At 38.5% G+C, this 24,434-nt stretch carries 22 protein-coding genes, 2 pseudogenes and 2 riboswitches; of the genes and pseudogenes, 18 read left to right on the top strand and 6 right to left on the bottom strand.

Going from position 1 to position 24,434, the window contains the following annotated elements:
- Positions 1–26 precede the first annotated feature (26 nt).
- The 7 genes from RCJ93_RS12455 to RCJ93_RS12425 all read left to right on the top strand — a co-directional run bounded on the left by RCJ93_RS12455 (position 27) and on the right by RCJ93_RS12425 (position 4,340).
- Complete coding sequence (locus RCJ93_RS12455) at positions 27–257, top strand: hypothetical protein (protein ID WP_446739165.1); 231 nt, start codon at positions 27–29, stop codon at positions 255–257.
- 164 nt (positions 258–421) lie between these two features.
- Positions 422–529, top strand: a riboswitch (TPP riboswitch).
- A 103-nt stretch (positions 530–632) separates the two neighbouring features.
- Entirely contained in the window at positions 633–1,322 is a 690-nt protein-coding gene (gene tenA / locus RCJ93_RS12450; RefSeq protein ID WP_446739164.1) for a thiaminase II, read from the top strand.
- Positions 1,322–1,945 carry a thiazole tautomerase TenI gene (gene tenI, locus RCJ93_RS12445; RefSeq protein ID WP_446739163.1) on the top strand — a complete coding sequence of 208 codons (624 nt, stop codon included), beginning with the start codon at positions 1,322–1,324 and terminating at the stop codon, positions 1,943–1,945. The genes tenA and tenI overlap by 1 nt, the downstream gene beginning before the upstream one ends.
- Before the next feature lie 32 nt (positions 1,946–1,977).
- Positions 1,978–2,181, top strand: a complete 204-nt coding sequence (gene thiS, locus RCJ93_RS12440; RefSeq protein WP_446739162.1) for a sulfur carrier protein ThiS — start codon at positions 1,978–1,980, stop codon at positions 2,179–2,181.
- 1 nt (position 2,182) lies between these two features.
- Positions 2,183–2,950, top strand: coding sequence for a thiazole synthase (locus RCJ93_RS12435; RefSeq protein WP_446739161.1), 768 nt, complete (start codon positions 2,183–2,185; stop codon positions 2,948–2,950).
- Positions 2,947–3,966: a thiazole biosynthesis adenylyltransferase ThiF gene (locus RCJ93_RS12430; protein WP_446739160.1), complete on the top strand. Its 1,020-nt coding sequence runs from the start codon at positions 2,947–2,949 to the stop codon at positions 3,964–3,966. The genes RCJ93_RS12435 and RCJ93_RS12430 overlap by 4 nt, the downstream gene beginning before the upstream one ends.
- 92 nt (positions 3,967–4,058) lie before the next feature.
- A complete protein-coding gene (locus RCJ93_RS12425) occupies positions 4,059–4,340 on the top strand; it encodes a restriction endonuclease (protein WP_066789958.1) in 282 nt (93 codons plus the stop codon).
- A 55-nt stretch (positions 4,341–4,395) separates the two neighbouring features.
- Here the strand turns inward: RCJ93_RS12425 and RCJ93_RS12420 are convergent, their stop codons facing one another.
- From RCJ93_RS12420 to RCJ93_RS12410, 3 genes are all read right to left on the bottom strand, one after another.
- A complete protein-coding gene (locus tag RCJ93_RS12420) occupies positions 4,396–4,887 on the bottom strand; it encodes a hypothetical protein (protein ID WP_251647903.1) in 492 nt (163 codons plus the stop codon).
- Between the two features lie 373 nt (positions 4,888–5,260).
- Entirely contained in the window at positions 5,261–6,673 is a 1,413-nt protein-coding gene (locus tag RCJ93_RS12415; protein WP_446739159.1) for an MDR family MFS transporter, read from the bottom strand.
- A gap of 73 nt (positions 6,674–6,746) precedes the next feature.
- Positions 6,747–7,325 (bottom strand): TetR/AcrR family transcriptional regulator, encoded by a 579-nt coding sequence (locus RCJ93_RS12410; protein ID WP_446739158.1) that lies wholly within the window; start codon positions 7,323–7,325, stop codon positions 6,747–6,749.
- Between the two features lie 219 nt (positions 7,326–7,544).
- On the opposite strand from RCJ93_RS12410, the gene RCJ93_RS12405 reads away from it, so the two are divergent.
- On the top strand, positions 7,545–8,030 hold the full coding sequence (locus RCJ93_RS12405; protein WP_446739157.1) for an HIT family protein: 486 nt from the start codon (positions 7,545–7,547) through the stop codon (positions 8,028–8,030).
- 63 nt (positions 8,031–8,093) lie between these two features.
- On the opposite strand, the gene RCJ93_RS12400 is transcribed toward RCJ93_RS12405, so the two are convergent.
- Positions 8,094–8,894: a helix-turn-helix domain-containing protein gene (locus RCJ93_RS12400; RefSeq protein ID WP_446739156.1), complete on the bottom strand. Its 801-nt coding sequence runs from the start codon at positions 8,892–8,894 to the stop codon at positions 8,094–8,096.
- Positions 8,895–9,446: 552 nt separating this feature from the next.
- Positions 9,447–10,208: an SDR family oxidoreductase gene (locus RCJ93_RS12395; RefSeq protein WP_446739155.1), complete on the bottom strand. Its 762-nt coding sequence runs from the start codon at positions 10,206–10,208 to the stop codon at positions 9,447–9,449.
- 259 nt (positions 10,209–10,467) lie between these two features.
- Positions 10,468–10,581: riboswitch (SAM riboswitch) on the top strand.
- A 92-nt stretch (positions 10,582–10,673) separates the two neighbouring features.
- On the opposite strand from RCJ93_RS12395, the pseudogene RCJ93_RS12390 reads away from it, so the two are divergent.
- The 5 genes and pseudogenes from RCJ93_RS12390 (at position 10,674) to RCJ93_RS12370 (ending at position 16,703) form a co-directional block, all read left to right on the top strand.
- Positions 10,674–11,753: pseudogene (locus RCJ93_RS12390) on the top strand (LLM class flavin-dependent oxidoreductase).
- Positions 11,746–12,693 (top strand): ATP-grasp domain-containing protein, encoded by a 948-nt coding sequence (locus RCJ93_RS12385; protein ID WP_446739154.1) that lies wholly within the window; start codon positions 11,746–11,748, stop codon positions 12,691–12,693. The pseudogene RCJ93_RS12390 and the gene RCJ93_RS12385 overlap by 8 nt, the downstream one beginning before the upstream one ends.
- Before the next feature lie 339 nt (positions 12,694–13,032).
- Complete coding sequence (locus RCJ93_RS12380) at positions 13,033–14,502, top strand: FAD-binding protein (RefSeq protein ID WP_446739153.1); 1,470 nt, start codon at positions 13,033–13,035, stop codon at positions 14,500–14,502.
- A gap of 11 nt (positions 14,503–14,513) precedes the next feature.
- Complete coding sequence (locus tag RCJ93_RS12375; protein ID WP_446739152.1) at positions 14,514–15,044, top strand: hypothetical protein; 531 nt, start codon at positions 14,514–14,516, stop codon at positions 15,042–15,044.
- A 435-nt stretch (positions 15,045–15,479) separates the two neighbouring features.
- Entirely contained in the window at positions 15,480–16,703 is a 1,224-nt protein-coding gene (locus RCJ93_RS12370) for an MFS transporter (RefSeq protein ID WP_446739150.1), read from the top strand.
- 136 nt (positions 16,704–16,839) lie between these two features.
- On the opposite strand, the gene RCJ93_RS12365 is transcribed toward RCJ93_RS12370, so the two are convergent.
- Positions 16,840–17,739 carry a LysR family transcriptional regulator gene (locus tag RCJ93_RS12365; RefSeq protein ID WP_446739149.1) on the bottom strand — a complete coding sequence of 300 codons (900 nt, stop codon included), beginning with the start codon at positions 17,737–17,739 and terminating at the stop codon, positions 16,840–16,842.
- Between the two features lie 122 nt (positions 17,740–17,861).
- Here RCJ93_RS12365 and RCJ93_RS12360 point away from each other — a divergent pair, with 122 nt between their 5' ends.
- The 5 genes and pseudogenes from RCJ93_RS12360 (at position 17,862) to RCJ93_RS12340 (ending at position 24,415) form a co-directional block, all read left to right on the top strand.
- Positions 17,862–19,868: a YhgE/Pip family protein gene (locus tag RCJ93_RS12360; protein ID WP_446739148.1), complete on the top strand. Its 2,007-nt coding sequence runs from the start codon at positions 17,862–17,864 to the stop codon at positions 19,866–19,868.
- A gap of 335 nt (positions 19,869–20,203) precedes the next feature.
- A complete protein-coding gene (locus RCJ93_RS12355; protein ID WP_446739147.1) occupies positions 20,204–20,671 on the top strand; it encodes a MarR family transcriptional regulator in 468 nt (155 codons plus the stop codon).
- A gap of 142 nt (positions 20,672–20,813) precedes the next feature.
- A pseudogene (locus RCJ93_RS12350) lies at positions 20,814–22,222 on the top strand (MDR family MFS transporter).
- A gap of 382 nt (positions 22,223–22,604) precedes the next feature.
- Complete coding sequence (locus RCJ93_RS12345) at positions 22,605–23,588, top strand: ATP-binding cassette domain-containing protein (RefSeq protein WP_446739213.1); 984 nt, start codon at positions 22,605–22,607, stop codon at positions 23,586–23,588.
- 11 nt (positions 23,589–23,599) lie between these two features.
- Positions 23,600–24,415 (top strand): ABC transporter permease, encoded by an 816-nt coding sequence (locus tag RCJ93_RS12340; RefSeq protein ID WP_446739146.1) that lies wholly within the window; start codon positions 23,600–23,602, stop codon positions 24,413–24,415.
- The last annotated feature ends 19 nt before the right edge of the window (positions 24,416–24,434 follow it).

The following is a 24,434-nucleotide window of genomic DNA, read 5'->3' as shown; positions in this document are numbered from 1 at the left end:
TAGGATTAATATAAGGGGGTTTACATATGGATGAAAATGTATGGAAAGAATTTAAAGTAGCCATTGAAGAGGGGCAAGAATTATCATTTGATTATAAGAATGAAGAATGGTGGATTAGTAGGGTACCTGAAGAAAAGAGCTTTCTTCTTACACGTTCCAAAGATTCTCATACTCAAGCATTTAAATCAGCAGAAGAGTTATTTCAACATGGATTAATAGATGGAAAGCCATTTATTGAAAGAGTTAAAGACTTATAAGAACCATAATAAAACGAATGTTTTTGAAAACTTCATACTAGACTAGGAAGCCCAACAGCAATCAATTCTGGGGAAAGGGATGTTACTAAATTTCACCATATATGTTCTTGACAATCCATTCAATAATGTTAAGATAATATCGAATGTTGCTAAAACTTCATATGATTTACCACTAGGGGTGCCATTAGAATGGCTGAGATCAAAGTGTGACTTTGAGACTCTTGGAACCTGATTTGGTTTATACCAACGTAGGGAAGTGGCACGGCAGAAATTTTATTTTTTGTACATATAATTTCTAATACCCACTTTCTTTGCGTAAAGGAAAGTGGGATTTTTTTATTCCATTTTCCTAACACTATTTTTGGAGGGATTATGATGAAATTTTCAGAGCAGTTACGACTTGAGGCAGATTCTATTTGGGAAGCAAGCTTTCAGCATCCTTTTGTGACAGGTATAGCTGATGGCAGCTTGCCATTAGAAAGCTTCCGCTATTACGTGTTGCAGGATTCTTATTATCTTTCTCATTTTGCCAGAGTGCAGGCATTGGCGGGAGCAAAGGCACCCGATTTGCACACAACGGCTCGCATGGCTGTTCATGTACAAGGTACAGCTGAAGCAGAATTGAGTCTGCATGCTAATTTTTCAAAGCAATTAGGAATTACTGAAGCTGAAATCGCTGAGTTTAAGCCTTCCCCTACGGCGTATGCGTACACATCTCATCTATATCGAGCGGCATTTACCGGTCATATCGGTGATATTATTGCAGCGCTTCTTCCATGTTATTGGTTATACGATGAAATCGGTCAGCGTTTAATGGGAAATACGCCAAATCAACCAATTTATCAAGAGTGGATTGCTGCATACGGTGGCGATTGGTTTCATGAAAAAGTGGTGGAGCAAATTCAGCGAATCGATGAGATTGCTGAGAGGGTAACAGAATCAGATCGCATGCAAATGCTCGAGCATTTTATGATCAGCAGCCAGTACGAATATTCATTTTGGGAGATGGCTTATCAGCATGAAGAATGGCCAATCGTGAATAAGGATTCGATGGTGAGAGGCTAATGAATCGAGAGCTACACATTGTTTCGACAGGCAGACAGCCCATTCCTGAAATGATTGGAATCGCCAAGGAAATTCATCCATACATCGACGCTTTCCATATCCGTGAAAAACAAAAAACTGCGAGAGAATTAATGGAAATCGTAAATCAACTGAAAGCGGAAGGTGTCCCATCGGATAAAATCGTCATCAATGATCGACTGGATGTCGGAGCGGTCACAAGGGTGAAGGGCGTTCAACTAGCTAATCATAGCTTGGATATCGCAGTTGTGAAGGATGTATTTCCAGGATTGCGGCTAGGATGTTCCGTTCATACCGTAGAAGAAGCGATATATGCGAGTGAATGCAGTGCAGATTATGTGATATATGGACATATTTTCCATTCACAATCCAAGCCGAACAAAGAACCGCGAGGCCTAGAAAAATTAAAGGAATTAACTATGAACGTAAAGATTCCAGTGATTGCGATTGGCGGAATCCAATTTAAGAATGTAGAGAAAGTGTTGGAAGTGGGAGCGCAAGGGATTGCGGTCTTGTCAGGAGTGATGTTGGCAAACAATCCTGTACAGGCAGTGAAAAAGTATTCTGCAAAATTGAGGTTAACGGAAAGTCCTTTATCAAAATAAATTGATTAGCAAACGTAAAAGGAAGTGAGCGGATGAGACTCCAAATAAACGGCGAATTTCTAAATGTTCCCGAGCAAATAAGGGTAGTGTCAGATGTGATTCATCACTTTGGGTTAGAATCTAAGGTTTTCATTATGGAATTAAATCATAACATTTTAGACAAAAGCAGCTATTTCGAAACAGCCATATCAGATGGCGACAAAATAGAGATTGTACACTTTGTTGGAGGTGGATGAAATGTTGAAAATTGGGCCATATGAATTTCAATCAAGACTATTATTAGGAACAGGAAAGTACCCAAACTTTGATATTCAGAAAGAAGCCGTGGAAGCTTCAGGAACGGACATCCTTACGTTTGCCGTTAGAAGAATGAATATTTTTGAGGCGAGCCAGCCGAATTTCCTGGAAAAAATAGATTTAGCGAGGTATAAACTGCTACCCAATACTGCAGGAGCCACTACGGCTGAAGAAGCGGTTCGCATCGCCAAGCTGGCAAAGGCATCTGGCTTATGTGACATGATTAAAGTCGAAGTCATCGGTTGCCAAAAAACACTGTTGCCTGACCCGTTCGAAACATATAAGGCATCTGAAGAATTATTGAAAGAAGGATTTATTGTCCTTCCTTATATCTCGGATGATGTATTGCTAGCTAAAAGATTGCAAGAATTAGGCGTCCATGCAATCATGCCTGGCGCTTCTCCAATAGGCTCTGGTCAAGGCATTATCAACCCGCTTAATTTAAGCTTTATTATTGAGCAGGCAACTGTACCCGTTATTGTAGATGCAGGTATTGGTGCGCCATCTGATGCGGCTATTGCTATGGAGGCAGGAGCGGATGGCGTCCTCTTGAATACTGCTGTTTCTGGTGCTGGTGATCCCGTGAAAATGGCGAAAGCAATAAAGCTTGCCATTGAAGCAGGACGCTTAGGCTATGAAGCAGGTAGAATAGCGAAAAAAACCTATGCAACGGCTAGCAGTCCAACCGAAGGAATGAGCATCGGGTGAGTGAGCGTTATTCAAGGCAAGAATTATTTGCGCCTATCGGCAAAGAAGGCCAGAAGAAAATCAGGCAAAAGCATGTACTTGTAATTGGTGCAGGGGCGCTCGGAACGGGAAGTGCAGAAAGTCTCGTACGTATGGGGGTTGGTAAGCTGACCATAGTTGATCGAGATTACGTAGAGTGGAGTAATCTTCAAAGGCAACAATTATACGATGAGGAAGATGCCAAGCAACGCGTACCTAAAGCTATTGCAGCTCATAAACGATTATCACAGTTAAATAGTGAAGTAGAAATCCATGGCCTTGTTCAAGATGTTTCAGCAACTGAAGCAGAGCATCTTATAAGGGATGTGGATCTTATAATGGATGCCACAGATAATTTTGACACGCGCATGATCCTAAATGATGTAGCACAAAAATATAACATTCCATGGATTTATGGTGCTTGTGTCGGAAGCTATGGCATAAGCTATTCCATTATCCCGGGGAAAACGCCTTGTTTAAATTGTTTGCTGGAGACAGTGCCGATTGGTGGATTAACGTGTGATACGGCAGGTATAATCAGTCCCGCTGTCCAAATGGTAGTGGCTTATCAAATCACTGAAGCGCTAAAGATTTTGGTTGAGGATGATTGTTCTTTAAGGAATCAGCTTATATCCTTTGATTTATGGAAGAATCAACATACTTCTATCAAGGTCGATCAGTTAAAGAAACAGAGTTGTCCATCCTGTGGCGATCATACAACTTATCCTTACCTAGAACATCAAAGCCAATCAAAAGTAGCTGTATTGTGTGGACGCGACACGGTTCAAATTCGACCGTCTCATAGAATCACAGTGGACTTAGAAAATGTAGCAAACCTACTATCTAAGCAAGCGGACTCAGTCGTACGAAATCCATATCTTGTTTCTTTTAAAATGGGCGATTTTCGTCTCGTCCTATTTAAAGACGGACGGGCATTGATACATGGCACGAAGAATATTGAGGAAGCTAAATCATTTTATTATCGTTATTTAGGATAGCTAAGGAGTATGTTTGTGGGGTATAGATGTCTAATCAACAGTTATACTAATTAAAACTGTAACAGGGAAATTCTTTAGAAAAGGGCGATAGAATGGTGGCAATATGTGAGCTATGTGGGCGAGATGGAGTGGAAGTGACCATCCATCATTTACTTCCGAAAGAGATGGGCGGTACTTTTGGTGATACTGCCAAACTCTGCATACCATGTCACAAACAAATACATGCCCTTTATACAAATAGCGAAATTGCAGCTCGATTATCCACATTACCAGAATTACGTGCAGATCCAGCGATAAGACGTTTCATCAAATGGATTCGAAAGCAGCCTTCTAGCAAGATGGTGAGGAATAAAAAGGTGAACCGGAGAAAATAGAGGAGCATGCTGTTTTGAGTAGAACAGCATGCTTTTGTTATGACTTGATGTGGTATCAAAGCTCCACATCTTCTGGATCAACCCATTCACCAGTAAGCAAATCAAGTGCATTTCCTGCATCATGGATTTCAAAATATGAAGGAATACCAATTTCTTTACCGTTCGCTTGGTTGAAGCATTGATAAACCCAACGACCGATTTCTGCAATACAGGCTTCCTCCACTCCCTCTTTTTCATAGAACTCTTCTAATGTATCTGACCACTCTTCCTCCAACCATTCATCTACTAAAAATTCATCAAGTAAATCGATAGAACCCGCGAAACCTTCATCTACCTCTTCTTCAAAAACCTCATCAAACATATCTTCTCGAGTAGATAATCTGAAGTAGAGAGTAGGTTCACCTATACTACTCTCGATAAATATAGCGTTTACCTCTTCCGCAAAACTCATCTCTACTAAACTGCCTATTTTCTCCACCAATTCATTTGTCTTTTTAGACAAATTGGAACGAATCATCTCTAAATAGTTTTCTACAATGTATTGCATATAATCACCCCTTAAACAAATATACAATTAGTATAACATTCCATTTATGGATGTAAAATGTATGATGTTAGGAATCTTTATAAACAAGTTATAATACCTTATGATTTAGTCCATTAATATACCTCTTATAGCAGTGTTAATAGTGTTTTTACGGTGATTTAAATTATCTTTTCTTGTTCCTTTGTCGGTTTCAAGCAGACGAAACCACCAAAAAAATTCTTCTTTAAAATAATTGCTCACTGTGTCTCAGATCGTTATTTTCTAATAAAAACAGCGACAAACACTAGATTAATAGTGCTTGCCGCTGTTTGAAATATTTCCAAGCTTACATTTTAAAAGGTTTAGTAGATTTGCTTTGTATAAATTACTTACCCTATTCCACATGCTCTCGCTTCACAAAAAGCGATAAAATAAGCCCGATGATTGAAAGTCCAAGGATAAAGATGTACGCATGCTTTGTTCCTTCTGCCATTAATTCACCTGGTGTAGCGTTCGGAAATTTCTCCATATGCAATGTTTGGCCATTTACCAATAATGTAATTGCCAACGCTGTTCCGATACCACCAGCAATTTGTTGTAATGTACTCATGACTGCGGCACCATCACCATATAATTTGCGCGGTAATTGGTTTAATCCATTTGTTTGCGCAGGCATGATAATCATTGAAATACCGATGAAAAAGATAGAATGTGCCAAAATTACTTGCCAAATTGGTGTATCTGCAGAGATCGTAAAAACAAAAAGTAAGCTTGAAATAAACGCTAAAAGATATCCAAGTGGCAAAAATTTCTTTGCACCATACTTATCAAATAGCTTTCCTACAAAAGGAGAACAAAAAGCGTTCAGTGCACTACCAGGTAAAAGAATCATCCCAGCTACTGTCGCACTAAATAGTAAAGATCCTTTTAAATACATCGGTAATAAAATGGCTGATGATAATATGAGAAGCATACCGCTGAATAATAACAATGCTCCTAATGTAAACATCGGGAATTTAAACACTCTCAAATTAATCATTGGCTGCTTCATTTTCATTTGACGGATACTAAATAATATAATGGACACGGCACCTACAATAAATGGTGCATATACCGAAACGGAGTTAAATGATTTTTCCGCAATATTACTTAAGCTATACATTAAACCGCCAAATCCAAGTGTGGATAACAGGATAGAAAGCAAATCAATAGCAGGTTTTGTAATCTTGGATACATTATCAATCTGTTTAAGCCCGATAATAATTAAAGCTACATAAAAGATAAGACTAATCCAGAAGATATAAGCCCAATCCAACGAATCAACAATAAGACCAGCTAAAACAGGGCCAACAGCAGGTGCTGTTGTAATGACAAGTCCCATTAATCCCATCACAGCTCCACGTTTATAGATAGGGAAAATAAGTAAAATAACATTCATCATTAATGGTAAAATAATGCCTGTTCCAAGAGCTTGCACGATACGACCTATTAGTAAAACTGTAAAACTAGGTGCTACTGCAGCTAAAATGGTTCCTACAATAGAGAAGGTTAATGAACCAACTACTAATTGTTTTGTTGTAAACCATTGAATGAGTAGTGATGAAACAGGTACGAGAATACCAATTGTTAATAGATAGCCCGTCGTAAGCCACTGGGCAGTCGCTGGTGACACACTAAAATCTGACATAATATTAGTTAGTGCCATATTCAAGGCGGTCTCACTAAAGAGTCCGATAAATGCGGCAAACATTAGTACAGAAGCCATAGCTTTAGGGCTACGTACTGGCACAACTTGAGATGAAGACATAAAATACTCCTTTCTTTCATAAAAAAAATAATTAGACCGGTCTATATAATTTTACGATAAATAAAGTCCCTTTTTACTGAGACAGTAGTAAAGGGATCATCTTATTCACGTGATGTAATGGCTCACTCGATTTTTTTGTAAAACATAGCGTAACGCCCCCTTCAATTAAGGCACTAATTGTTCCACTAATCAAACAAGCACGATCTTCACTATAGCCACTCATTCTTAATTTATCGTAAAAAAGTTTTTCCCAAATTATAAAGGTTTCTTCACAGGCCTGGCGTAAATTCTCATTGACAAATACGGTTTCCATCGCGAGCAATCCGAGCGGGACATTTTTAAATTGTGTTTTTCGTTCTATGTCTTTAAATCTTTCCGCAATAGTTCCAATATGATATTGAAATGCTTCGACTGGGTCATCGTAAGTGGCAAGATTTTCTTTAATGGCTGTTGAAATCGTCTTTGCAGATAAGTTAATCGCTTCAATCGCTAATTGCTCCTTACCATTAGGGAAATGATAATATAACGAACCTTTAGGAGCTCCACTCTCTTTAAGTATTTCACTTAACCCCGTAGCATGATAACCTTTCAAATGAAAAAGCAAGGTAGCTGCTTCTAAGATTTTCTCACGGGATGTTTCTTTACTAGACATAGATCATACCTCCATCAAATTATAACGAACGGTCTATATAATAATAAAAGTGTCGTTTGGTGTTGTCAATCTAAATTTATTACTACGTAAAAAGCAATCTAAAGGTGAACTCCTCTCACTTAACGAGTATGTGCATTGCTATTTTTATGTCAAATAGCTAATATAGAAAACCAAAAGCAGAACAGATTAACAGAACTAAAAATAACAAGGGGGAAATGTATGAGAGAAATAACTTTATCAAACGGAAAAACTGTAAAAGTTGAATGTCTAAGCTGTGCATTAATCAGTGGACTTATTGAGCCGGATGGTGGTGTCGTAATTGAAACCGAACATTTTCATGCCCATCAAGATGTTGCATATCCAATAAAAGGATTAATCATATTAGCGTCTAAACGACATATTAAATGCTTTGATGAATTAACTGAAGCAGAAAAATTGGATTACATAAACTTACTGACAAAAATAAGAAAAGCTCAAAGGGAAGTGTTAGGAATAGAAAATGTTTATTACTTTTACAATGAAGACACAACTCACCATTTTCATACCTGGATGGTTCCGCGGTATGAATGGATGTATCAATTTGGGCGTTCAGTAGAATCTGTCAGACCTGTGCTACTTCATGCTCGCAACAACATGAATAGCGGAGAAAATATTAAGGAAGTAATGAATGCAATTAATGCTTTGGGTAAAGAATTGAATAAATAGTATGATACAAAAAATTATCTAAAGATTGTTATCTAGGTAAGTGATAACAATCTTTTTTGATTTCTATAGATATTCCATTCTAACCTCACTCCCATTCCGACTCTCCTCCTCATAAAACTCCATCACTTCCACCATAAACCGATCCAGTTTTCTATCTAGCTTTTTATACATATAGCCAAAGGGGTTGCGGATGAATTGCTTCTTGGTCTGCTGAATGGTTTCTTTGAAGGCTGTAAAGCTGATGTCTTCGAGCTGTTGTTTGCGGACTTGGTAGATTTCCCATTCCAGCAACGGTTTTAGTTGCTTGTACACGACATCTACAAACTTCTTTGTTTCTGAGGTGTTGCCAGTTGTTGATGAAAGATAATGAAAAATTCTATTACGAAGAGATGTATTTAACATCGGGTATGTATGTTTACCGTATTGATGTTTAGGATTAGAAGAAAAAGATGGTTCCTGTTCCAGTTGCACTGCTTCTACCTTACTCTCGCAAGGGGTTTCAGCTTCTTCTTGATGTGCCACGACCAATGTGTCATCACAAGGTAAAATAGAAAAGATGTTGGCGCCTTTGATGCCATTCATCTTTTTTGTTTGGATGCGTTTGATAATCTGTAACTCTTCTAAACGTTTGAGCGTGCGGAACACAGTTCTTACAGAAATGCCTAAAGCACTTGAAATTGTTTGTGCCTTTAAGTGGCAGGCACCTGGATAATCCAATGCATGCGAAGCCATTTTATAGAGAACGGCCTTATCGGATGGGGTCAAATTGTAGTAATGCTTGCGGATGTGTTGTTCCACTTGCTCGTCCATTTCTTGTACAGTTGTAAAAGATGTATAAGGTGCTAAATATTCAAAACGTGCCATGTTTTTTCCTTCTTTCTGCTTTTATAAAGTAAATAGAAGAAAGTAGGGAAAAGGGGACATAAAATAAAAAATATTTTTGTTTACAATATAAAGAAGAATGTACAACAATTTGTTGTACATTCCTCAATTTAATGTGTGAGATGCGAATTTATTTTACATAAGATGATAATCTGAATGGGATGAGATGGTATTTGAATGAATGGGTTGACATTGTTTATACATTTTTTTAAATGTTTTGTGCAAGAGCGTTATCACGACCACGTATTTTATTAGATACTGCTTTAATTCTTACAAAATCATTTACTACGTATTGAATGCGATTAGATAATGCTTCTCCAGTAGTAACTATTTTTGTTTTCGCTAGAGCATCTTGTTTGTCGTGCTGTTTACCGCTCTTTTGTTATTGTGTATCTCACACATTAGTATTCTATGAAGTAAACGGTTTTCGATCTGTACTCATGTCCGTGATTCTTAAAATAATTTGAAGGATTGGTTTACCAATGGTACAGAAAAAAACTCGCCGATTGTGGCGAGTTTTTTTATTCAAGCATGTTATTCAATTGTATGTTTCATGGCATTATACATATTGGCTACATGCTCATCTGACTTATCTCGTGGCATGCGGAGCCGTTCAACGGAAGAGCCGTACCCGATTTCTTGTTTGCCTTCTCGTAAGCCCTTGAAAATGCCATCTGCGAATTCATCTAATGGCTCACCATTTGTATGCAGTCCGGCACCGCCTAGATCTGTGTTGACTGCTGGAGGGGCAACTTCAATCACTTCTATACCTGTTTCGGCAAGCTGGTGACGCAAGCTCATCGTAAAGGAGTGGAATGCTGCCTTCGTAGCTGAATAGATTGGCGCGATGACCATCGGGGTAAAAGCTAACCCAGATGTAATGTTGATAAAAGTAGCTTCTTCTTTTTTAGCGAAATAGGGTACAAAAAGCATGGTCATATGGAATGGCGCTTCAATGTTGGTGGTGATTTCTTGATTGAAATAAGCCCAATCGTTCTTTGCATCTGCCTTTAATATGTTAAAGCGTTGTTGCATTCCTGCGTTGTTCACTAACACATTCACTTCGGGATAGTTTTCTGTTACCCATTCGAATAGGGAAATGCGCTCAGATTCCATGCTTACATCGCTTTGATGAATGATCAGCTCTGGGAACTTTTCTTTTGCCTGCTGAAGAACATTTTCTCTCCGTCCTGTAACGATGACTTTGTTTCCTGCTTTTAAAAATCGTTCTGCAAAAGCTAAGCCAATTCCAGAACTTCCGCCTGTGATAAGGATTGTATTTCCTGAAAGTTTCAATGTAATTCCTCTTTTCTAATAGCATGTGATTCTGATAAAAATACAGTATGCTGTACTGACAATTTTTCAGTAGCCCATGGTAGTATATCCTAATACTACCCACTTACTATAGGGATTAACATCGTTCAAAGGCTAAGAAAATTTAATAAACCTCCTTTTCTTATTAACTTAGTAAGAATTAATGGCATAATCTATTGACAATGGTTCATATTATGGGTAATATTCATTTTAAGTTGAAATTTCAAAAATCAAATAATTCGATCTATCCAGAGAGGTGGAGGGACATGGCCCTTTGAAACCTCAGCAACAGGTTCTACTAATGTAGTAGAATACTGTGCTAATTCCATCAGGCATATAGCTTGGAAGATAGGAGAAGACAAACTTGTTTTGTTAAAAGTCTCTTTCCCTATCTCGGGAGGAGACTTTTTTATTTGTATAAATAGCAGGGGGAAAAGGAGTGGAGAAATGAAGTACGGATTTTGGTTGCCTATTTTTGGTGGTTGGTTAAGAAATGTAGAGGAAGAAAATATGCCACCCACGTATGAGTATGCGAAAACAATCATTCAATCAGCAGAAAAATGGGGATATGATACAACATTAATCGCAGAACTATATTTAAATGATATTAAAGGCACTGACCAAGATTCGTTAGAGGCATGGTCTACGGCGGCAGCTTTGGCAGCAGTAACAGAAAAAATTGAGATCATGGCAGCCGTTCGCCCCGTATTTCATAATCCTGCTGTAACTGCAAAAATGGCGGCAACTATTGATCATATTAGCAAGGGACGTTTCACATTAAATGTAGTTTCGGGCTGGTGGGCAGAAGAGGCGAAACAATATGGCGGCGATTTTACCGAACATGACGAGCGCTATGATAGAACGGCCGAGTTTATTGAAATATTGAAAGGCTTATGGTCGGAAGATACATTTTCTTATCAGGGGAAGTTTTATCAAATAGAGCAAGCAAAGCTTTCGCCTAAACCAGTGCAATGTCCTCATCCAATTTTATATGCTGGCGGGGAAAGTGAAAAAGGTAAACAAATCATTTCATCGCTATGTGATGCCTATGTCATTCATGGTCATACAGTAGGGGAAGCGAAGGCTAAGATTTCTGATATGAAGTCGCGTAGAAAAGAAGCTGGTCGTGAGCCCTTTAAAACCATTTGAATGGCAGCCTATGTGATTTGCCGTGATACGGAAGAAGAAGCGCAAGAAGAATTAAAGCGAATTACAACGGTGAACAATCTAAGTGGATATGTAGGCTTTAAAGACTTTACATCTAAGTCAGAGCTTGAACATCAAATTCAGTTACAGGATTATTCAGTATCTAATCGCGGAATCCGACCAAATTTAGTTGGCACACCTGAGCACATTGCGAATCAAATCATAGCCTTTGAGGAAGCAGGAGTTAATTTGCTACTATTACAATGTTCTCCACAGCTAGAGGAACTGGAGCGCTTTTCGAAACAGGTTATGCCGAAAGTGGAAGAATTAAGGTCCACAATCATAGAAAACAAAAGCAGGGGGCAGGAATATCATGTCTAAAATATACGTAATTCATGAGAATAGTGAATGGACAGAACATCTATTTAAAAGATTAGAAGAGTTAGAACTTCCTTATGAAGATTGGAATCTTGTAAAAGGGACAGTTGATCTTACATCTGTTCCACCTGAAGGGATTTTTTACAATCGCATGAGTGCTTCATCTCATACACGAGGCAACCGATTTGCTCCAGAGTTAACAAGTGCTGTTCTCTCTTGGTTGGAGCACCATGGCAGAGTAGTGATCAATGGAAGCCGTGCCCTTCAGCTAGAGGTAAGTAAGGTCTTACAGTACTTAGAACTAGAGAAGTACGGCATCAAAACACCGAAAACAATTGCTGCAGTAGGAAGAGAAGAAATTCTGAAAGCAGCAGAGGCATTTGGCTCAAAGAAATTTATAACAAAGCATAACCGAGCTGGAAAAGGGCTTGGGGTACAACTTTTTACGTCTGTAGAGGCCCTGCAAAACTATATTGATAGTGATAGCTTTGAGGAACCAGTCGATGGAATTACATTGCTGCAGGAATATATCGAGTCTCCTGAGTCTATTATTACACGTAGTGAATTTATTGGTGGAAAGTATTTTTATGCTGTTCGGGTGGATACTTCTGAAGGCTTTGAATTATGTCCTGCCGATGCATGTGCAATTGATGATCTTTTCTGCCCTGTTGGAGAAGAAAGCGCCAAACCTGCAAAATTCCAGATTAGAGAAGGCTTTGAACATCCTATTTTTGAGAAATATGAACGTCTGCTAGCAGCCAATGATATAAAAATCGCAGGTATAGAGTTTATCCAAGATAAAGAAGGTCATATTTACACATATGATATTAATACAAATACCAATTACAACAGTGAAGCGGAAGCCAACAGAGGTATTTATGGAATGCTTGAAATAGCTAAGTATTTAGGTGGAGAGCTTAAAAAATTGGAAGTGACTGTATAGGCTAGCGAGTTAATCTTGGATCCGTATGATCAAATCAATTGGACAATAAAAAACGGCTGAGGCCGTTTTTTTTTCCTAGTCGCTTTGCGAGGACTAACGCTTTTTCTAGGGGTTTATCTGAAGTCAACGTTTTTAGAAGATGTTAAATTAATGTAAAATTGCAAGTTTCATAAACTGATTTTTGATTATATGATGTTTTAGTATATTTTCAATGAATTTATAAACTATTGTTTGGATATCTGGCGCATGTTATGAAAATAACCGGTTTTTTTCTGTAGCTGACATTGTATAATGAACGTATTATTATTCCAGCTCACAGTACGACAGGGAGGAGTTGCTATGCCAAAGATAACCGAGCTACTCAAAAAACCGTGGTTTCTAGGGAGTTTAGTTGTTCTGTTCGTGGGTGCCATATGCTGGAACATCCCTATTGAGAAAAGAAAGTATGGGCTTTCCCAAAGCGGTTTAGTAACAGACTACACGGGCCTTCTTCCTGAACGTGTGGAAAAGGTCGTGACTGCGGAAAACCGAAATGATTTGCAAAGGATTGTAAAAGAGGCAAATAAGAACGGCCAGAAGATCTCAATTGCTGGGTTGCAGCATTCGCAAGGGGGTCATACATATTATAAAGATGGTGTTGTTCTCGACATGCGGACTTTCAACAGGATCCTAGAAATTAACAAGCAGGAAAAAAAGATTCGAGTAGAAGCAGGAGCTACTTGGGAAAATGTCCAAGAGGCAATACTCCCATATGGTTTAGCCTTGAAAGTGACACAGTCTCAGTCCATTTTTACAATCGGCGGTTCCCTTTCAGTAAATGCGCATGGGCGGGATATCCGCTTCGGTCCTTTAGCAGAAACAGTCATAGAAATGACGTTATTAACCCCAAAAGGTGAGATAAAGAAAATTACTCGAGATGATCCAGGTGAATGGATGAAGTATGTATTTGGCGGATATGGATTATTCGGTGTAATTTTAGATGTGACATTGGAATTGACGGAAGATGATCTATACACCATACATACACAAAAGTTAAAGACTAGCGAGTATGAATCCTATTTCAATCGGTTAATGAATCAAAGTAATACAGCAATGCATTATGCCCGAGTGAGTGTGGCGCCAAGCTCCTTTTTAGACGAAATGTACGTCATCGATTATAACTACACTGGTAAACAGGCGCAGAAAACTTCACTGAAAAAAGAACAAGGTATACGTCTATCCAAACTAGCCCTTGATTTGGGACGAAGAGGCGGTGCTTTAGAGGATTTATTTTGGAAATCACAACAAATATATATCAGCTCACTTGATGGAAAAGAGATTACGCGGAATAATGCCATGCGCTCGGAATCTACATTCATGGAATATACGAAACCTGGTCGGGTGGAAGTGCTTCAAGAATTCTTTGTACCAGTTCAAGCCTACGAAGACTATATAAATGAGTTGAAGCAGGTGATTCCAATGAACGACAAAAAAGAGGATTTCAAAGTTCATAACATTACGGTTCGATATGCGGCGAATGACAACTTAACGTCGTTAAATTACGCTAAAGAAGATATGTTTGGTCTTGTAGTACTAATACAGCATGGATTAAAGGAAAAAGAGATAGAAAATGCCATATCGCTCATCCAGAAGTGGACAAACTTAACGCTCAAATATGGAGGGACCTATTACCTGCCTTATTACCGGTATCAAACAAAGAAACAATTTAGGAAGTCTTATCCTAAGTGGCAAAAGTTTGCTGACGAAAAGCAGAAGAGGGATCCAAATCACGTCTTCCAGAATTTGTTTTATGAGCACTATATAAAGTGAAGGAGTAGAACATGAATCATAAAAATGCAGGCGTAATTCCGCTTGTGGCAACAGTAGGACAGGTCATTATTTTTCCTTATTATATTATTTGGCTGAAGGAAGTATCGTTGACATTCACTTTATTTGCCTGGTTCTTTGCTGCATTTTCGTTTGCGGCTGCTTGGGGGTACCAAATCTTTCAGTCGAAAAAGAATAAGGAACAGTCTTTTATCATTTTGGTGTATGCAGGAATGGGCGCTGTGTACCTTCTAGTGAGCAGTATCAATCAGTGGTCTGAAAGCCTTCCTTATGCGGTAGTGCTGTTGCAAGTTTTTCTTGGTGTATTACAAGGTTACTTTCGTGCATGGCATTCCGAACAAGAAACATATCATTTACATGCTGTTCACCATTATTTAATCGTCGGGTTCATGATGATCGGTTTTACCCTTGTTAAAATAATTTCTCCCGTTGTATATATTACAATCTTTGGTTTTTTGTTGTGTTTGTGCAGCTTGTGGGAGCTTATTTGTAAAAGAAAATTTCGATTATCTAAAAAGGCTTAATCGGGTCAATCGTAATTTTCTTGGGATTCCCGTATTTGCTGGCTAGAATATGGCGATCGTCTTTGCTTTAAAAGTAAATGAAAGGGTTACGAATGGGGAATTGAGCTAAGATCCTGGCATGGGCGTTGTTCGCCACGCAGATGCGGGTTACGATATCGCCATCGAAACGGCGAAAGAAAAAATGTATCCCGATGCTGAATAAAAAGGGATAAAAACATAGCAAGATAATAAAAGGCAATGCAGAAAAATCTGCACTGCCTTTTTTGATGAAATAAATTACCTAATGAATGAAATATATGTTTGACTATATGGTTACTATACACCTTAGGATATAAGTAAGGAGAATAATAAGTAACTAGGAAAATGGCTTGGCTATTTTAAAAGCAACAAACATTTTAGAAATTGAATGAAAAAGGAGATAGAAGAGGAAATTTTATGGTGAAATCAATGAAAGATCAAAAAATGGTTATTGTTATATTGTTAAGTAATATTTTTATAGCATTTCTCGGAGTTGGATTGATTATTCCAGTCATGCCATCATTCATGAATTATATGCATTTGTCGGGTGGTTCTATGGGGACCCTTGTAGCTGTATTTGCGGTATCGCAATTGATTGTTTCGCCTTTTGCAGGTAGGTGGGTTGATAATCTGGGAAGAAAAGTCATGATTGTCTCAGGATTATTTATTTTCAGTTTATCAGAGCTTATTTTTGGATTAGGTACGAACATTTTCATTTTATATATATCGAGAGCATTGGGCGGGATTAGTGCGGCATTTATTATGCCTGCTGTTACAGCATATATAGCAGATATTACAAGTCTTGAGGAAAGACCAAAAGCAATGGGCTATGTGTCTGCTGCGATTAGTACTGGATTTATTATTGGACCGGGTATTGGTGGGTTTATTGCTGATATGGGCATTCGTATGCCATTCTTCTTTGCTGCAGCGATCGCACTCCTTGCAGCCGTTTCTTCAACCTTCATATTAAAGGAACCCATATCTAAAGAAGAACGCAAAATAAATTTATCAAAGGGTAAAGAGACTACATTCTTTAAAGATTTAAAGGAATCAGTCAAGCCTATCTACTTAGTTGCATTTATTATTGTCTTCGTTTTGGCGTTTGGCTTATCTGCCTATGAAACCATTTTTAGCTTGTTCTCAGATCATAAATTTGGTTTTACAGCTAAGGATATTGCAACGATTATTACGCTTAGCTCAATTGTCGCTGTCATCGTTCAAATTATGCTATTTGGAAAACTGGTTGAGAAACTCGGAGAAAAAGGGCTGATCCAGCTTTGTTTAATCGTAGGTGCTATTTTAGCCTTCGTTTCTACTATGATTTCTGGATTTATAACCGTCCTGATTGTCACTTGTATCATATTCCTAGCCTTTGATTTATTGCGTCCAGCACTAACTACATCTTTATCTAAAGCAGCGGGCAATCAACAAGGATTTGTCGCTGGGATGAACTCGACATATACAAGTCTAGGAAATATATTTGGCCCCGCGCTAGGTGGTTTCTTATTCGACATCAACATCAACTTTCCATATATTATCGCCGGCATATTTATGCTGATAGGCTTAGGTTTTACGTTGATATGGAAAAGCAAGAGCAACGAAGAAGTATCAAATGAGTCTGGGTTGAAAGAAGCTAATTAATAAACAAAATCAATTCGACTATACGTAGCGCCTTTGCCAATTATAAAGGTTAATATACCAAATTCCACACTCAAATAATTATTCTGTAGCCCCCAATTCGAATGGGGGCTTTTTTGTATAGTATAATTATGAAATTTTAATCTTTTTTTAGTCTAGTAGACAAAACTTTAAAATAGTCTTTCACAAATTCTCTAAATTGCAGTGCAGTCTCTGACAGATAGTTGCTTTTAGACCAAGCTAGCCCGATTGTCCGTAGACAATGAGGCTCTGTAATGCGAAGGCTATGTGGGAATTGACCAAATTGATGAAGCAAAGTCATTTCTGGAATAAAGGCAATGCCTAATCCTTGTTTCACCAAGTCACCAATGACCGTAGGATCATCACCTTCAAATGCGATATGAGGAGTGAACCCTGCTTCGTAGCAAAACTGGTCCGTTAAATTACGGAATCCATAGCCAGTATGCATTTGAATAAAGGATTCATTTTTTGCTTCCTCTAGTTTAATCATATCTCGATTTGAAAAAGGATGCCCAGGTGGTACGATGAGATAGACTTCTTCCGTAATCAGCGGTTCCCATACGATATCTGGGGCGTCGATAGGAATGGAAGATAGGCAATAATCGATTTTCCCTTCCACTAATTGTCCCTTTACGAAAGAAGAGGGCTGTAGAAACTGCTGGAATTTTACATTCGGATACTGAGATAAAAAGCTCTTTAGAAGATCAGGTAGAACGCGTGGAATGGTAACAGCCAGTGTAATCTTGCTTTCCTGCTGATTGGAGAGCTCTAAAATTTCCTTCCTCCCTTCATTTAACTCCAAAAATACTCTATCAACCCGTTTTAAAAACAACTTCCCAAACTCATTTAATTTGATCTGACGATGTTCTCTGTTAAATAGAGGTGCACCCAAATCTTCTTCCAATCTTGATATCGTTTTACTGAGAGAGGGCTGGGCAATCTGCAGCTTTTTGGCCGCTTTTGTCATATGCTCTAGCCTTGCAACAGTCTGGAAATAATGTAGCTGTAATAGTTCCAAAGATGGTAGTCCTTTCATATATAGATTTGAAGCTATCATTTGATAATTAATAATGTATTATACAACATGCATAAAAGTAATTACTATAAGTAAGGTGAAAAAAATTGAGGATGTGATAATACTTGAAGGGCTTACAATTGATTAAGCGCGATTTTATGGCAATGTGGAAGCATTCTCATGGACGTATTGCATTAATTTTTCTTCTAATTGTACCTTTAATCTATGCCGGATTCTTCTTAGCAGGATATTGGAATCCCTATGGCAAATTAGATAACTTGCCCGTAGCGGTAGTAAACAAAGATACTGGTGCTATGATGGGCAAAGAACATATCAAAGCAGGTAAAGACTTTGTAAAGGAATTAAAAGAGAACAAGGAATTGGACTTCCACTTTATGTCGGAGGAGAAGGCCAATAAGGGGCTGAAAGATGGGGATTATTATATGGTGATTACCGTTCCCGAAGATTTCTCAAAACACATTAGTACCCTAATGGATAAACATCCAGTTCCTGCACAACTTTTGTCAAAGACAAATCCAGGCGGAAATTTTGTAGCTTCGCAGATCAGTATAACTGCAATAGAAAAAATAAACGAGAAGATTTCAAACAGTATTACCAAAACATATGCAAAAGGTGTGTTTGATAAATTCCAAACACTCGGCAAAGGTTTAAAGAAAGCTGGAGACGGAGCAGATGAACTTCACACAGGCATAACGAATGCTAAAGATGCCGTTGCAAAATTGAATAATGGATTTGGCCAGCTTGATCAAGGCATGAATCAATTGTCCACAGGTAGCCATAAGCTTCTCAATGGGGAAGAGACACTTTCAGCTGGTGCAGCCAACTTGGAAAAGGGTTCACTTTCATTAGCGGATGGCACCAAAAAACTGTCGGCAGGCATGAATACGCTGAAGTCTGGTGAACAGCAGGTTGCTAACGGGGCAAAGCAATGGTCCTCTAGCAATGGAAAACTGCTTCAAGGACAATCAAAAGCAAATGACACGGCAAAGCTTTTGCAGCAGCAAATGGATGCCTATACAAAATCGCATCCTGATGCGAAGAAGGACCCAGCATTTCTAAAGATGCAAGCAATGGCAACTGGACTTGTTCAGGCAACTGAACAGCTTGAAACAGGACAAACACAGCTTGCACAGGGAGCTGAAAAGATAACTGCTGGACAGGAAAGTGTTCATGCAGGAATGGAAAGTTTTTCTGCTAATTTGGACAAAGCAGCATCTGGAGCGAGTGAATTAGCAGCAGGCACAACTAAATTTAGTAATGGCTTCGAAGAATGGAGCAAAGGCTATACGACATTAAATAGTGCCATCGATAAAGCGGCCGAAGGAACAAAACCGTTTAAAGAAGGCACAGCTAAATTAATGGATGGAATGGGCCAATTATCTGATGGCTCTAGTACCCTTTCTTCCAAATTAAAAGTTGCTGCTTCAAAAACAAGTGGCATCTCTAATAATGATGCGTTGACGGATATGTTTTCTGAGCCAGTAATTTTGAAGGAAACAAGTCTTTCTAACGTGCCTAACTATGGATCGGGCATAGCACCTTACTTCCTATCACTTGCTTTCTATGTGGGTGGTATTATGGCATCAAACATCCTGCCGCTTGGCAGAAGAAAAGAACGCATTGTAAATGGTACGCATCATTTGATCAACAAATTGGGGCTTGTATATACGATTGGTTTTATACAGGCAATGATTGTGGACGCGATTGTATTAGGCGTCATTAAGCTAGAGGTGGCAAGTGTTCCACTATTTATGCTTTCTAGCGTAATTGTCTCCTTTACCTTTATGACATTTATTTTAATGCTGGTTACTGTATTTGGTTTAGTAGGGAAGTTCCTAGCCGTTACTTTCCTTGTTTTCCAACTAGCAACCTGTGGTGGGACATTCCCAATGGAGCTTGGAACTCCACTGTTAAGCAAGGTAGGGCAATGGATGCCTATGGCTCATTCGCTCAAGAGTATGCAGGAGGTCATTTCTCTAGGAAATTGGCATGAACTGCAATCTCAATTACTTTACTTAGTCATTTACCTTGCTGCAGCTATTTTGATTGCATGGGTGGCAAGCCATATTCAACATCGTGAAAAACCGGCTGAGGAAGTCGTAACTTCATAAGGAAAAGGGAGGGCATATGCCTTCTCTTTTTTGTTATATTGAAACAATCGTGAGATTATATGAGAGGAGTAATGTATAGTAATTTAAGATTTAAAGTTAAATCCTATCATAACGTCACCAATTAACAATCGACTAACTTCTCAATAAACTGATTCATCTACTCTACGAAATATTTAGTTTTGGATTATAAGTATTTATGTATATTATCTATAGAGTGAAAGCTTATAAATGAGGAAATAATCGCCATTCTGCACTAATATAATGTTGAATTATAAAAATAAAAACGAAAAAAAGCTATAATAGAAGTGATGTACCAATTTAACGGGGGGCAGGCAATGAACAAAGAAAAACAGCTCTTAATGAATTTCAATGATGTATACAACAAAATCGTGATGCTTAATAAGCCAAAGATGGAAGAGAGCCTGAAGGGGCATAAGCCTTCTGAAGTGCATTGTATTGAATCAATTGGAAAAAACGGCAGTGCAAATGTAACGCAGCTTGCAGAATCCCTTTATATGACGAGAGGTGCCATAAGCAAATTAACGAAGAAGCTATTAGAAAAGGGCCTAATCGAAAGCTACCAAAAGCTTGATAATAAAAAAGAAATTTATTTTAGACTTACTGAATCTGGGAAAGAAATTTTTACAATACATGAAGAGTTACACAATGAATTTCGAGAGCGAGATAAAGTTGTATTTGAACAACTAACCGAGACGCAATTTGATAACATGCTCGGTTTTTTGGAAACCTATAGCAGGCATTTGGACGAAGAAATAAAGAAACAAGACGTACCTCATCACTAAATACTTATTCATAAATCTTATTGTAACAGTCTGATCCATCGATCAAGACTGTTTTTTTAAATTATATTTTTGTTGACCGGGAAACAAAATAATGTTATTTTTGTTTCTGCGGAAACTAAAATAATTTAAAGGGGCTTAATATATGAACAAAAACATATCACAGAAAGCAGGAATACCTAGAGAAATTCTTACAGCTGCTTGGGCAATTGCGCTTGGTGCGATTGCTCCAATGCTTGACTCTACCATGGTAAACATTGCAATTGACAAACTAACAAATGATTTTCATACAACACTTGATACTATCCAGTGGGGGATTACAGGATATATACTGGCTCTTGCAATTGCCGTTCCCGTATCTGGCTGGCTTATGAACAAATTTAACGGAAAGAAAATCTTCATCGGGGCAGTTATTGCCTTTGGTCTTATTTCTGTTTGTGCAGGGCTGAGTTGGAATATTTCCAGCTTTATCATCTTTCGATTACTGCAAGGGTTCAGTGCAGGGATTATTACAACGCTTATGTCAACATTATTGGTCAAAACAGCCGGCTCAGAAAATTTAGGGAAAGTAATGGCCATCGTCAGTACACCAATGATTTTAGGTCCAATTTTAGGTCCTGTGATTGGCGGTTTTATAGTCCAAGGAGCATCATGGCATTGGATTTTCTTTATTAATGTGTTTATCATTTTGATTTCTGTTCCGTTTATGCTGAAAACAATTCCCGATTTCGAGCCATTCAATAAAGAGAGCAAACTGGATGCATGGGGAATTATCAATTTGTCTGTCATGAGTGCGACATTGATTTACGGTGTAACAAAAGCAGCAGCCTATGCATCATTCTCCAATGAGAAAACTATCTTTTGGATTGGGATAGGTTTTGTTTTTGGTGGAATTTATCTCTTATATAATCGAATAAATAAAAATCAAACTGTGCTACCGCTGAATTTATTTACACATAAGAGTTTCTTAGCCTCTAGCACTGGACTGTTTTTGGCGAATATTGCTATTATGGGACCCATGTTAATACTGCCATTGTTTTTTCAACGAATATTGCATTTTACCGCAATGGAAGCAGCGCTTGCATTAATCCCACAAGGAGTGGGAATGCTTGTTGCGCGTCCAATAATCGGGAAAATGATTGATAGGATTGGAGCTAGAAACGTTGTTATCGTTAGTCTTGTTCTTTCTCTATTTGGAACCTTTCCGCTTCTCTCTATTACGGGTCAAACAAGCCTGGTTTGGATTTCTATTATATTATTTATTCGTGGAACTAGCGTTGGTGGAATAATGCTTCCATTAATGAGTGACGCTTATACGGGTCTCGACGATAAGGAACTTCCAGAAGCAGGCGTTGGCATCAATATGATTGAAAATATTGGTTCAAGTTTGGTTCGGCATTAATTGCAACAGTTGTGGCAACGACCGTACAAGGTTTGCAACCAACACTCAATAATGAATTAAAAGGATATCATGCTGGTTTTTTGGTTTCCGCCCTTGTCCTTATAGTCATTTTTATTCCAAGCATCTTCCTTACACATAAAAGGAAAGGATGATTAGAAAGAACTTAGGTGGGATGAGAACACTGAAAAATTGAATTGATAGAAAGGCTTATTTAATACTCGATACTATATTGAATGTTAAATCTTCAGAGTTTAGCGAGACAAGCGATACTCATCGAAAGAAGTGAAGAGGCAGCTTCAATTAAGAATGAAATTAATAGATAAACAAAAAACGAACAAACTATCCCATTTGTTCGTTTTTTTCATTAACTAAAATCTTTCCAACCATGCTCTTTCTTTAAAGAAAACATCACCTCTGTAAAACAATATGCTGCTTAGTTCATATTCAGTTCACATTTGGGGTTTATGCTCTGTACATATCAACAAGAGGAAAGAAGAAGGAGGAAATAAATTGGATCAATTTACTAATAAAAAAATGATGAATGATAATAGTGAGTGGGCTGTAGAGGCCAAAGGTTTAGTTAAAACGTTTGGGAATCATCGGGCCGTTGATGGCGTGGACTTAAATGTTCGAACGGGAACGATATATGGTGTGCTTGGCCCGAATGGAGCTGGGAAAACGACTACGATTAAAATGCTGGCAACGTTACTAAAAGCGGATGCTGGTTCAGCAAAGATTTTTGGATACGATGTGGCAAAGGATGCACAGCTTGTTCGTCAATTAATTGGTGTCACAGGACAATATGCATCTGTTGACGAGTCACTTAGCGCAACAGAAAACCTGATTATCTTTTCCCGATTGTTAGGCTTGGGACGGAATGATGCAAAGCGAAAGGCAGCTGAATTGCTGGAGGAATTCGGCTTATCAGAAGCGGCTAAACGCCCGCTTAAAAATTTTTCAGGCGGTATGCGAAGGAGATTAGACTTAGCTACGAGCCTTATAGCACAGCCACCGCTAATCTTTTTGGATGAACCAACGACAGGGCTAGACCCACGTACGCGTAATCAGATGTGGGACACAATTCGCAGATTAGTGGATGGGGGTTCGACCGTTCTATTAACGACGCAATATCTTCAAGAAGCGGATGAGCTGGCAGACCGGGTTGCTGTTATTGACCATGGTCAAGTTGTTGCAGAAGGGACTGTGAATGAACTGAAAGAATCTGTCGGCACGAGTTCCTTACATTTAAGGATTCAAAACGAACAATCAATTCAAGAAGCACAACGTATTGTAGAGCGAGTACTGAAAGTCCAATCAGCCGTATCTCCAGAGGGTGGAAGAATTACTGCCCCGATGGCTGAGCCAGACAAAGTGACTGACTTGTTAATTACACTGAAAGAGGCTGACATTCAATTAGCCGAATTGAGTGTTCAAAAACCAACTTTAGATGAAGTTTTTCTGTCCATTACCAGTCAAAAGGGCAGTGAAAAGAACACTAAGGAAATTATAAATAAATAGGAGGAAATGGAATGAGTAATACAACGATCAAAGTTTCAAATAGACGAAAGCTTAGTAATAAAACTAGTTTCCGGCAGACAGTAAGAAATTCATTAACAATGGCACATCGAGGACTGCTTAAAGTTAAACGGACACCTGAGCAATTATTTGATGTTACATTACAGCCGATTATCTTTACACTAATGTTTACGTATATTTTTGGAGGGGCTATTTCTGGTAATGTTCATAGTTATTTGCCAGTTATTATTCCTGGAATCCTCGTCCAAACTGTCATTACAACTTCTGTAGTAACAGGAGTTCAGTTACGAGAAGATATGGATAAAGGGGTATTTGACAGGTTTAAGTCACTGCCGATTGCCAGGATAGCACCACTGGCTGGTGCTTTGCTGGCTGATACGATTCGCTATACGATAGCCACAACAATGACATTTACAATGGGCTATATCATGGGATATCGTCCAGAAGGCGGTTTAGCTTTTGTATTCCTAGCAGCACTTCTTGTGATTATTTGTTCGTGGGCTATTAGCTGGATTTTTGCTTTCCTCGGTGTCATTTCACGTACAGCTTCAAGTGTACAAGGGATATCGATGATTGTCCTATTCCCACTGACATTTCTCTCTAACGCGTTTGTACCTGCAGACACTATGCCAAAGTTAATTCAATGGTTTGTAAAGTTTAATCCTATCTCACATCTAGTTACAGCTGTAAGGAATCTTACCAATTCTGGTACAATAGGCTGGGACTTTACTATTTCACTTATTGGAGCAGCCGTAATTGTGGCTATATTTGCACCACTAACTGTACGTGCTTATATGAAACGTGCATAGAAATAAAGAACTCCCCCTC

The sequence above is a fragment of the Rummeliibacillus sp. BSL5 genome (assembly GCF_052928305.1).
Note: the sequence above shows the minus strand (reverse complement) of the source record. Positions and strands in the feature narration are given on the sequence as shown.

What these genes read in the sequence shown, in the direction of transcription:
- RCJ93_RS12455 (WP_446739165.1), top strand. Translation starts at nt 27, where the DNA reads ATGGATGAAAATGTATGGAAAGAATTTAAAGTAGCCATTGAAGAGGGG.
- tenA (WP_446739164.1), top strand. Translation starts at nt 633, where the DNA reads ATGAAATTTTCAGAGCAGTTACGACTTGAGGCAGATTCTATTTGGGAA.
- tenI (WP_446739163.1), top strand. Translation starts at nt 1,322, where the DNA reads ATGAATCGAGAGCTACACATTGTTTCGACAGGCAGACAGCCCATTCCT.
- thiS (WP_446739162.1), top strand. Translation starts at nt 1,978, where the DNA reads ATGAGACTCCAAATAAACGGCGAATTTCTAAATGTTCCCGAGCAAATA.
- RCJ93_RS12435 (WP_446739161.1), top strand. Translation starts at nt 2,183, where the DNA reads ATGTTGAAAATTGGGCCATATGAATTTCAATCAAGACTATTATTAGGA.
- RCJ93_RS12425 (WP_066789958.1), top strand. Translation starts at nt 4,059, where the DNA reads ATGGTGGCAATATGTGAGCTATGTGGGCGAGATGGAGTGGAAGTGACC.
- RCJ93_RS12420 (WP_251647903.1), bottom strand. Translation starts at nt 4,887, where the DNA reads ATGCAATACATTGTAGAAAACTATTTAGAGATGATTCGTTCCAATTTG.
- RCJ93_RS12415 (WP_446739159.1), bottom strand. Translation starts at nt 6,673, where the DNA reads ATGTCTTCATCTCAAGTTGTGCCAGTACGTAGCCCTAAAGCTATGGCT.
- RCJ93_RS12410 (WP_446739158.1), bottom strand. Translation starts at nt 7,325, where the DNA reads ATGTCTAGTAAAGAAACATCCCGTGAGAAAATCTTAGAAGCAGCTACC.
- RCJ93_RS12405 (WP_446739157.1), top strand. Translation starts at nt 7,545, where the DNA reads ATGAGAGAAATAACTTTATCAAACGGAAAAACTGTAAAAGTTGAATGT.
- RCJ93_RS12400 (WP_446739156.1), bottom strand. Translation starts at nt 8,894, where the DNA reads ATGGCACGTTTTGAATATTTAGCACCTTATACATCTTTTACAACTGTA.
- RCJ93_RS12385 (WP_446739154.1), top strand. Translation starts at nt 11,746, where the DNA reads ATGTCTAAAATATACGTAATTCATGAGAATAGTGAATGGACAGAACAT.
- RCJ93_RS12380 (WP_446739153.1), top strand. Translation starts at nt 13,033, where the DNA reads ATGCCAAAGATAACCGAGCTACTCAAAAAACCGTGGTTTCTAGGGAGT.
- RCJ93_RS12375 (WP_446739152.1), top strand. Translation starts at nt 14,514, where the DNA reads ATGAATCATAAAAATGCAGGCGTAATTCCGCTTGTGGCAACAGTAGGA.
- RCJ93_RS12370 (WP_446739150.1), top strand. Translation starts at nt 15,480, where the DNA reads ATGGTGAAATCAATGAAAGATCAAAAAATGGTTATTGTTATATTGTTA.
- RCJ93_RS12355 (WP_446739147.1), top strand. Translation starts at nt 20,204, where the DNA reads ATGAACAAAGAAAAACAGCTCTTAATGAATTTCAATGATGTATACAAC.
- RCJ93_RS12345 (WP_446739213.1), top strand. Translation starts at nt 22,605, where the DNA reads ATGATGAATGATAATAGTGAGTGGGCTGTAGAGGCCAAAGGTTTAGTT.
- RCJ93_RS12340 (WP_446739146.1), top strand. Translation starts at nt 23,600, where the DNA reads ATGAGTAATACAACGATCAAAGTTTCAAATAGACGAAAGCTTAGTAAT.